The following is an 8,428-nucleotide window of genomic DNA, read 5'->3' as shown; positions in this document are numbered from 1 at the left end:
CACGCTCCACCAGCAACGTCATCTGATAGGCCACCAGACCGAGATCGGAGTCCGCCGCCGCCAGCACCGCCAGACACGACCCGTCACTGATCGACATGATCAGCAACAAACCCCGCTGCATCTCCACGACCGTCTGCACCACCGGGCCGCCCTCGAACACCCGGGACGCCCCCTGCGTCAGACTGATCAACCCCGCGGCCACCGCCGCCAGCTGATCCGCCCGATCCTTGGGGAACCCGTTCGAGAACGCCAGAGGCAACCCGTCGGCCGACACCACCACGGTGTGCGCGACCCCCGGGACCGCACTCACGAAATCACTGATCAGCCAGTTCAGGCCGCGTGCGCCCTGGCTCAACTCCCTCATGCGCCGTCCCCTTTCTTCGTCGGATAGCCCTCGTCCTCACTCAGCTCGCCCCGGGCCACCGCCCGCCCCTGCCGCACTCCCTGCTGGAAGCTGGACAGACGGCTGCGCGCCCGGTCCGGCGACAGGGGCGGCCGCGGCTGCTGTGGCGCCGGCGGCGTCTGCTGCGCCGCCGGCGCCGCCGGCGGCTGCTGTGGTCCGGTCGAATCCGCCGAGCCGGGCACCAGATTGGCCTTCGGGACCCGCTTCGGCAGGCCGGAGGTCGTCGTGCCCTCCCAGGCCGGTTTCTCGGCGGCCGCGGCGGCGGCCTGCCATCCCGCGTCCGTGGCCTGCTCACGCTGCCACTCCGACGGACCGGTGTCGGTGGCGGGCGTGCGCCGGAACCACGCCGACTCCACGGAGGCGAAGATCGGCAGGAACTCCTCAGCCGGCGGCGCCGGCGGCGCTCCGCCCATTCCCACCGGCGCTCCGTACACCGGACCGGTCTGCGTGGGGCCGGCAACGGGGCCGGACGGCATGGGGACCGGCCCGGTGTTGACGGAGAACGCTCCGGACTGGGCCGTGATCGGACCCGAGACGGCGGGATCGGAGAAAGCGGGGTCGAGGAAAGCGGGAGCGGAGAAGGCGGAACCGGAGAAAGCGGACCCGGCGACGGTGGGAATCGGGCCGGTCGCCTCGCCGGGCAGGGGCTCGAACGGGCGCATCCGCGAGAACGCCCCGGGCTGCCGGGCGGCAGGCAGCGCCGCCGGCGCCGCCGCGGGAAGCCCCTGCGGGCGGTCGTTCCAGCCGGACGACTGGCCGGGCTGCCCGCTCCAGGCGGGCGCGAAGGCTCCCGCGTAGGACTGCTCCGGGTACGACGCGCGGCCCATGAGGCTCTCCGGCAGCAGGACCATGGCGGTCAGCCCACCCCCGTCGTGCGGCCTGAGCTGCACCCGGATGCCGTTGCGCATGGCGAGACGGCCGACCACGAACAGGCCCATCCGGCGGGACACCGACACGTCCACCACCGGCGGGTTCGCCAGCCTCCAGTTGGCCTGGGTGATCTCCTCGGTGGTCATCCCGATGCCGGAGTCTGTGACGGAGATCATCACGCCCCCGCCGTCGATCCGGTTGCCCGAGACGGCCACGCGGGTGTCGCGGGCGGAGAACGACAGCGCGTTCTCGACCAGCTCCGCCATCAGGTGGATGACGTCGTTGACGGCCTGGCCGGCGATCGAGACGTCCGAGGGGAAGTTCAGCACCACCCGCTCGTAACCCTCGACCTCCGACAGCGAGGCCCGCAGGACGTCGGTGATCTCGACGGGCCGGCTCCAGCGGCGGGCGGTCTCCTGCCCGGCGAGGACCAGCAGGTTCTCACTGTTACGGCGCATGCGGGTCGCGAGATGGTCGAGCTTGAACAGGTTCCCGAGCCGCTCCTCGTCCTGCTCGCCCTGCTCCAGCCCGTCGATCAGGGTGATCTGCCGCTCCACCAGCGTCTGCGTGCGCCGCGACAGGTTCACGAACATCGCGTTGACGTTGCCGCGCAGGCGCGCCTCGTCGCCCGCCAGCCGTACGGCCTCGCGGTGGACCTCGTCGAAGGCCCGCGCCACCTCGCCGATCTCGTCCGCCGACATCACCCCGATCGGCTGCACCTGCTGAGTGCCGGCCGAGTCGGACTCGCGCAGCCGCTGGACGAGGTCGGGCAGCCGGTGACCGGCGATCTCCAGCGCCTCGCTGCGCAGCCGCCGCAGCGGCCGGACGACCGAGCGGGCCATGACCAGGGTGATGATCAGGACCACTATCAGGACGGCGACGACCAGGATCACGTTGATCGCGGCGACCCTCTGGTCGGATGCCTGGAACTCCTCGCTGCGCCCGATCACCGAGCGAGCGAGCGCCAGGTTGACCTTGTGCATCTGGTCGCCGGTCTCGGTGATCGCGTCGAACCAGGTGTCCGCGGCCTGTCCGCCGGGCTCGATGCGGTGCAGCGGCAGGCCGTCGCGGGTGAGGCTCAGGGCGAGGGCGCGCAGGTACTCGGCCCGGTCGACCTTCTGGCCGGTGACGGTGTCCGAGAAGAGCTGGCGCTGCGTGGCCGTGGCCTGCGCGAGGAACGCGTTGCGCTCGCTGACCTCGCGGGCGCGGGCGGCGGTGAACGCGTCGATCTCCGCGTTCTCGAACCGGTTCCGCACCAGGGCGGCGGCGAGCAGCGCGCGCTGCTTGGAGACCTCCTCCTCGGTTCGCGCGAGCGAGGCCATCGACTTGAGACCGGTGATGACGCCTTCGTCCACCGCGCCCTGCACGGTCTCGTCGTACAGCCGCAGCGCGTCGGCGACGAACAGCGAGTACTTCTCGATCGCGGGCAGCGCGGGAAGCTTGCTCTCCAGGACCGTGGTGCGCAGCGCGGGCAGCTCGTCGAGGCGGCCGCGCAGGCGGACGAGGTCGGCGCGGCCGATGTCGCCGAACGCGGCGCCCGCGGTGTCCGCCTTCGCCCGCACCCGCTGCGCCGCCGCGTCGACCGCCGACTGCTGGTCGCGGATCAGCGAGAGCATCGCCCCGCCCCGGCGGTCCAGCGCCACGTAACGGGCCGTCAGGTCGCGTTCGAGCTGCAGCTCGTGGACGAAGTCACCGACGCCGAGGATCAGCTCGGCCACGTCCTGCACCCGGCGGTACTCCGCCGCGCTGCTGATGGAGGAGGTCACCCGCAGGCCGCCCAGCGAGACCGCGACGGCGGTCGGCACCAGGATCAACGCCAGCAGCCGGGTGCGCAGCCGCCAGTTCTTCAGCGCCAGCCGGCTGCCCGCGTCCTGCCCGGGCTGCGCCGGTTGCTCTCCCTGCTCCCCGGCGGACGCCTCGGAGCCGGCCGGCAGCGGGGGCGGCTTCCGTTCACTACGACGACCGCTCTCGGCTGTTGCCGTCCTCACTGATGCAACCTCACGCGGTTCTTCTAGATGGGATGCGGACCTATCACTCGGGATACCTCCCACAAGACATCGGCAATTGGAGCATAAGGCGACGAGATAGACCAACCTGTCGAATAATTTGGCACGGTCCAAGGAGGGAGAGTTTCGCGCGGCGGCGCATCGGGAAAGCTTTGTACGAGCAACACCAAGCGGGACCCGGCATTTCCGAATCAAGTTCTGGACATGCATCGGTCCAAACGGCCACACCCCGGGTTACGGGGCATAGTGGATTTACTGACAAGTTTGGTGACATAGGGCTCCTAATCCTGTTATCCCGGTTTAAGTCCCGCTACGCTTCTCGCCCGTCGCCCGGTGCCGCCATCTCTCGCACCGGGCGCCTCCGCTTCCCCACCCCAGGAGACTCCATGAGGCTGACGGGTCACAGGACCGTCATAGGCGTCATAGCAGCGTTGACACTCACCGCGTGTGGCGGTGCGGACACGAATACGACAGCGACCGGCAATAACGGACTGGAGAAAACTACCCTTAAGGTCGGCATTCTCCCCATCGCCGACGTCGCGGCGCTGTTCATCGCGCAGGAACGGGGGTTCTTCAAGGCCGAAGGGCTGACCGTCAAGCCCGAAGTCGTGCAGAGCACCACCGTCGCCATCCCGCAACTGGTGAGCGGCGCGACGGACATCACAATCGGCAACTACTTCACGGTGATTTCGGCCCAGGAGGCGAAAGCAGGGAACTTCCGCATCCTCGCTGATACATATCAGGCGAAACCGGACACCTTTGACATCGTGGTGAAGAAGGACTCACCGATCCAGTCGGTCAAGGACCTCAAGGGCAAGAAGGTCACCATCGCGTCGCTGAACAGCATCGGCGAGCTCGCCGTCGCCTCGACCCTGCGGGCCAACGGGCTGTCCCCCAAGGACGTCCAGTACGTCCCCGTGGCCTTCCCCCAGGCGCCGGGCAAGCTGGCGTCGGGCCAGGCGGACGCGGCCTGGCTCAACGAGCCGTTCCTGACCGGCGTGCAGAAGGACATGGGCGCCCGCAAGATCGCCGACACGATGACCGGCGCGATGGCGGACTTCCCGATCGCGGGCTGGACCACGACCGAGCCCATCCTGTCGAAGTATCCCAAGGCGATGGCCGCCTTCCAGCGCGCGATCGTGAAGGCCCAGCAGATCGCCGGCTCCGACCGCAAGGCAGTGGAGAAGGTGCTGCCGAACTACACGCAGATCAAACCGGAGGCGGCGTCCATCATCACCCTCGGCGCCTACCCGTCCACCCTCAACCCGACGCGCATCCAGCGGGTGGCCGACCTGATGCTGGAGTACGGCTACCTGAAGGCCAAGATGGACGTGACTCCGCTGCTGGTGCCGATGCCGCAATGATCGTCAGCAAGGTGGTCCGCGGCGCCGTCGGCGTCGCGGTCCTGCTCGTCGTCGCGGAGATCGCCGGCCGTACCGGCCTGATGGACACCCAGATCATGCCGCTGGCGTCCACCGTGCTCGCCGGGGCGGCCGGGCTCGCCGTCGACTCCGAGTTCCTGCACGACGCCTCGGCCACCGTCGAGGTGTGGGCGGAGGGTCTCCTCGTCGCGACCCTGCTGGCCGTACCCGCGGGGGTGCTGCTGGGGAGCCTGCCGAAAGTGGAGATCGGGCTGCGGCCGCTGATCGAGTTCCTCCGGCCGATTCCGTCGATCGCGCTCATCCCGCTGGTCACCCTCATCATGGCCACCGAGGGCGGGGTGAAGGTCACGATCGTCGTCTACGCCGCGTGCTGGCCGGTGCTCGTCAACACCATGTACGGCCTGCACGACGTGGACCCGGTCGCCAGGGACACGATGCGGGCCTTCGGCTTCGGCCGCCTGGCCGTGCTGCTGCGGGTAGCGCTGCCGAGCGCCGCTCCGTTCGTCCTGACCGGCGTACGGCTGGCGGCGTCGGTCGCACTGGTGGTGGCCATCAGCGCGGAACTGCTCTCCGGCGGCGCGGGCGGCATCGGCGTGTACATCATCAAGGCGGGGTCGGGCTACCGGATCGACCTCATGCTGGCGGCCACGGTGTGGGCGGGGCTCATCGGCCTGGTCGTGAACGCGCTGCTCGTCCGGGCCGAGCGCGGCCTGTTCCGCTGGCACGCCGCGCGTGCGGGGGTGGCCCAGTGACGAACACGGCCGTGCGCGGCGTCCGGTGGGCCGGCCGGGCGCGCGGGCTCGCCGTGCGGCTGTGGGCGGTGCCGGTCGTCGTCGCCGTGTGGGAGGCCGCCGCGCGGGCGGTGGAGTCCGTCTACTTCCCGCCGCCGTCGGCGATCCTGGCCCGGCTGCGCGAGCTGTGGTTCTCCGGGCCACCGGCCCGCCTGTTCCTCAGCGACGCCGCCCTCGCCGACTTCGTGCCCAGCCTCGGTCATCTGTTCGGCGGATGGGCGCTCGCCTGCCTGGGCGGAATCGCCCTTGGCGTGGCGATCGGCCGGTCCCGGACGCTGGCGGGCTACGTCGACCCGCTGATCGAGTTCGGCCGGGCGATCCCGCCGCCGACGCTCATCCCGCTGTTCATCGTGCTGTTCAAGGCGGACACGCGGATGCAGCTCGCCACCATCGTGTACGGCGTGATCTGGCCGGTCCTGGTCAACTCGGTGGACGGCGCCCGCTACGTGGACCGCCTCCACATCGAGACGGCGCGCGTGTTCGGCCTGTCCCGGGCCGAACGGCTCGTCATGGTGATCCTGCCGGCGGCGGCGCCGAAGATCTTCGCGGGACTGCGGCTGAGCCTGTCGCTCGCGCTCATCCTGATGGTCGTCGCCGAGCTCGTGGGCAGCGCGACCAGCGGGATCGGCTACGAGCTGATCTACACGCAGCAGAACTTCGACCTGCCGGGGATGTGGGGGACGATCGCGGTGCTCGGCGTCCTCGGCTTCCTCCTCAACTCGTCGTTCCTCGTGGTGGAGCGGCGCACCCTGTCCTGGCACCGGCGTGCCGGGCGAAAAGGCTGAGGTGACACCGTGCTCGACGTCGTCAACCTGACCCACACCTACGGCAGCGGCCCCGATGCCCACCGGGCGCTCGGCGGGATCGACCTCAGGGTCTCCGAGGGCGAGCTCGTCTGCGTCGTCGGCCCGTCGGGCTGCGGGAAGTCGACGCTCCTGCGGTCGATCGCGGGGCTCGTACGGCCGACCGGAGGAGAGGTCCGCGTCAAGGGCCGCCCGGTCAGCGGGACGCCCGACGACCTCGCGGTGGTCTTCCAGGACTACAGCAGGTCGTTGTTCCCCTGGCTGTCGGTGCGCGACAACGTGGCGCTGCCGCTGCGGCGGCGCGGCCTCGACCGGGCGGCCCGGCGTGCGGCGGCGGCCGAGGCGCTGGCGGCGGTGAGCCTGGAAGGCGCCGCGGCCAAGTATCCCTGGCAGCTGTCCGGCGGCATGCAGCAGCGGGTGGCCATCGCCCGGGCCCTCGCCTACCGTCCCTCGCTGCTGCTGATGGACGAGCCGTTCGGCTCCGTCGACGCCCAGACCCGCGAGGACCTGGAGGATCTCGTCCTCGCCGTACGCGGGCACCACCGCATGACGATCGTCCTGATCACCCACGACATCGACGAGAGCGTCTACGTCGGCGACCGGGTGGTGGTGCTGACCCGGGCGCCCGCCGTGGTCGCCGCCGACCTGCGCGTGGACCTGCCCGGTCCCCGCGACCAGATCGAGACCCGGGAGCTGCCCGCGTTCGTGCACCTGCGGGCCGAGGTGAGCCGCCTGGTGCGCGGCAGGCCCGAGTTCGGCCCCGAGGAGTTCAACACGGCCCCACCGCACATGACGACCTCACCTCTCGTGAAGACACCCTCACATCTGAACAAGGAGTAGTGAACGTGACAGAAGCCAGCAGCGTCGTGTGGGAGCACCTGCGCGGGTTCTACCGGGCCGCGGCGCTCGGCGCGATCGTCGACCTCGACTGCGCCGGCCACCTGAAGGACGGACCGCTCACCGTCGAGGAGCTCGCCACCCGCTGCGGCGCGCACGCGCCGTCCCTCGCCCGCCTGCTGCGCACGTGCGCCGCCAACGGGCTGTTCACCTCCGTCTCCCCCGGGACGTACGCGCTGACCGACGCGGGCAGGCTGCTGGTGGACGGCGGGCCCGGCTCGCTGCGCACGGCCGTCCAGTTCAACACCGCGCCCACGCTCGCGTACGGCATGAACAACCTGACCGCGACGGTACGCGAGGGACGGTCGGCGTTCGTCGAGAAGTACGGAGTGCTCTACGACCACCTCGGGACCGAGCCCGAACTGAACCGGATCTTCAACGACTTCATGACCCAGCGGTCGCAGCCGATGGCGGACGGGGTGGCCGCGAGCTACGACTTCTCGTCGGTCAAGACGCTGGTGGACGTGGGCGGCGGCCGGGGCCACATCCTGGCGACGGCGCTGCGGGCCAACCCGCATCTGCGCGGTGTGCTGGTGGAGCTGGCGCACGTGCTGCCGGACGCGCGGGCGGCCTTCGACGAGTGGGGGCTGTCGGAGCGGGTGGAGATCGTCGAGGGCGACTTCTTCGCGTCGGTCCCCGCGGGTCACGACGCCTACCTGCTGGGCAGCGTGATCCACAACTGGGACGACGAGGACGCGACCAGGATTCTGCGCGTGGTCCGCGACGCGATGAGCGACGACGGCCGGGTGCTGCTGGTGGAGTTGGTCCTGCCGGACGACGACTCGGCGCACTTCGGGAAGGACCTGGACATGCGCATGCTCGGCCTGTTCGGACAGGGAAGGGAGCGCAGCAGGTCGGAGCACGACGCGCTGCTGCGGGCGGCCGGGCTGCGCCTGGTCGGCACCTACGGCCTGCCGTTCCACGCCACCCTCGTCGAGGCGGTCCGCGTCTAGACCGGTGACGCCCGAGCCGGGGGCCGCCTCAGGCGCGCCCCCCGCCGGGTACGGCGACCCGCATGGTCAGCGCGTGCTCGACGAGGGTGATCAGGGTGCTCTTCACCGATCCCCGGTCCCGGGCGTCCGTGCGGACGACGGGGATCCGCGGCGACAGGGTCAGCGCCTCCCGCACCTCGTCCTCGGCGTGCGGGTACTGCCCGTCGAAGCCGTTGACGCCGACGACGAACGGCAGCCGCGCCTCCTCGAAGTAGTCCACCGCGGGAAAACTGTCGGCCAACCGCCGGGTGTCGACCAGCACCACCGCACCGATCGCCCCCCGC

8 protein-coding genes are annotated in these 8,428 nt (G+C 70.6%); 5 read left to right on the top strand and 3 right to left on the bottom strand.

Going from position 1 to position 8,428, the window contains the following annotated elements; all coding sequences use genetic code 11:
- The coding region (locus HHX33_RS34195) for a roadblock/LC7 domain-containing protein (protein WP_182878181.1) at positions 1-364 on the bottom strand (364 nt) is incomplete at its 3' end.
- Positions 361-3,261, bottom strand: coding sequence for a nitrate- and nitrite sensing domain-containing protein (locus HHX33_RS34190; RefSeq protein WP_310741642.1), 2,901 nt, complete (start codon positions 3,259-3,261; stop codon positions 361-363). The genes HHX33_RS34190 and HHX33_RS34195, both read right to left, overlap by 4 nt.
- Before the next feature lie 404 nt (positions 3,262-3,665).
- Between HHX33_RS34190 and HHX33_RS34185 the strand changes: the two genes are divergently transcribed.
- From HHX33_RS34185 to HHX33_RS34165, 5 genes are read left to right on the top strand one after another with little or no spacing between them, the layout of a single operon-like run.
- Entirely contained in the window at positions 3,666-4,643 is a 978-nt protein-coding gene (locus HHX33_RS34185) for an ABC transporter substrate-binding protein (RefSeq protein WP_259403153.1), read from the top strand.
- Positions 4,640-5,413, top strand: coding sequence for an ABC transporter permease (locus HHX33_RS34180; protein WP_182878179.1), 774 nt, complete (start codon positions 4,640-4,642; stop codon positions 5,411-5,413). The genes HHX33_RS34185 and HHX33_RS34180 overlap by 4 nt, the downstream gene beginning before the upstream one ends.
- Positions 5,410-6,237: an ABC transporter permease gene (locus HHX33_RS34175; RefSeq protein ID WP_310741641.1), complete on the top strand. Its 828-nt coding sequence runs from the start codon at positions 5,410-5,412 to the stop codon at positions 6,235-6,237. Before HHX33_RS34180 ends, HHX33_RS34175 begins: the two co-directional genes overlap by 4 nt.
- 9 nt (positions 6,238-6,246) lie before the next feature.
- A complete protein-coding gene (locus tag HHX33_RS34170) occupies positions 6,247-7,095 on the top strand; it encodes an ABC transporter ATP-binding protein (protein WP_182878178.1) in 849 nt (282 codons plus the stop codon).
- 5 nt (positions 7,096-7,100) lie between these two features.
- Entirely contained in the window at positions 7,101-8,105 is a 1,005-nt protein-coding gene (locus HHX33_RS34165; protein ID WP_182878177.1) for a methyltransferase, read from the top strand.
- Between the two features lie 28 nt (positions 8,106-8,133).
- Here HHX33_RS34165 and HHX33_RS34160 read toward each other — a convergent pair.
- Positions 8,134-8,428 (bottom strand): ATP/GTP-binding protein (locus tag HHX33_RS34160; protein ID WP_182878176.1); only part of this gene is annotated, 295 nt, incomplete at its 5' end.

The organism is Microbispora sp. H10670, assembly GCF_014161385.1.
GTDB classification, from domain to species: domain Bacteria; phylum Actinomycetota; class Actinomycetes; order Streptosporangiales; family Streptosporangiaceae; genus Microbispora; species Microbispora triticiradicis.
The sequence above is the reverse complement of the archived record's forward strand: the minus strand, read 5'-3'. Positions and strand labels throughout refer to the sequence as shown.